This is a genomic window from Pseudomonas sp. SIMBA_068, from assembly GCF_046534705.1.
GTDB classification, from domain to species: domain Bacteria; phylum Pseudomonadota; class Gammaproteobacteria; order Pseudomonadales; family Pseudomonadaceae; genus Aquipseudomonas; species Aquipseudomonas putida.
Window position 1 is genome coordinate 1 of record NZ_JAWRYI010001574.1, and the last position, 238, is coordinate 238.

General features: G+C 57.6%; 1 protein-coding gene. It reads right to left on the bottom strand.

Annotated features, from left to right (window positions below; all coding sequences use genetic code 11):
* On the bottom strand, positions 1-238 hold a 238-nt coding region (locus SB756_RS34990; protein WP_410913870.1), incomplete at both ends, for an aldehyde dehydrogenase family protein.

The following is a 238-nucleotide window of genomic DNA, read 5'->3' on the forward strand; positions in this document are numbered from 1 at the left end:
TTCGAACCTTCACGACCCAGACCCGAGGCTTTAATGCCGCCGAACGGGGCCACTTCATTGGAAATGATGCCGGTATTGATGCCGACGATGCCGTACTCCAGCGCTTCGCCCACGCGGAAGACGCGGCTTAAATCACGGGCGTAGAAATAGGCGGCAAGGCCAAACTCGGTGTCATTGGCTTGCGCAATCACATCGGCTTCATCTTTAAAACGGAACAGTGGGGCGAGGGGGCCGAACG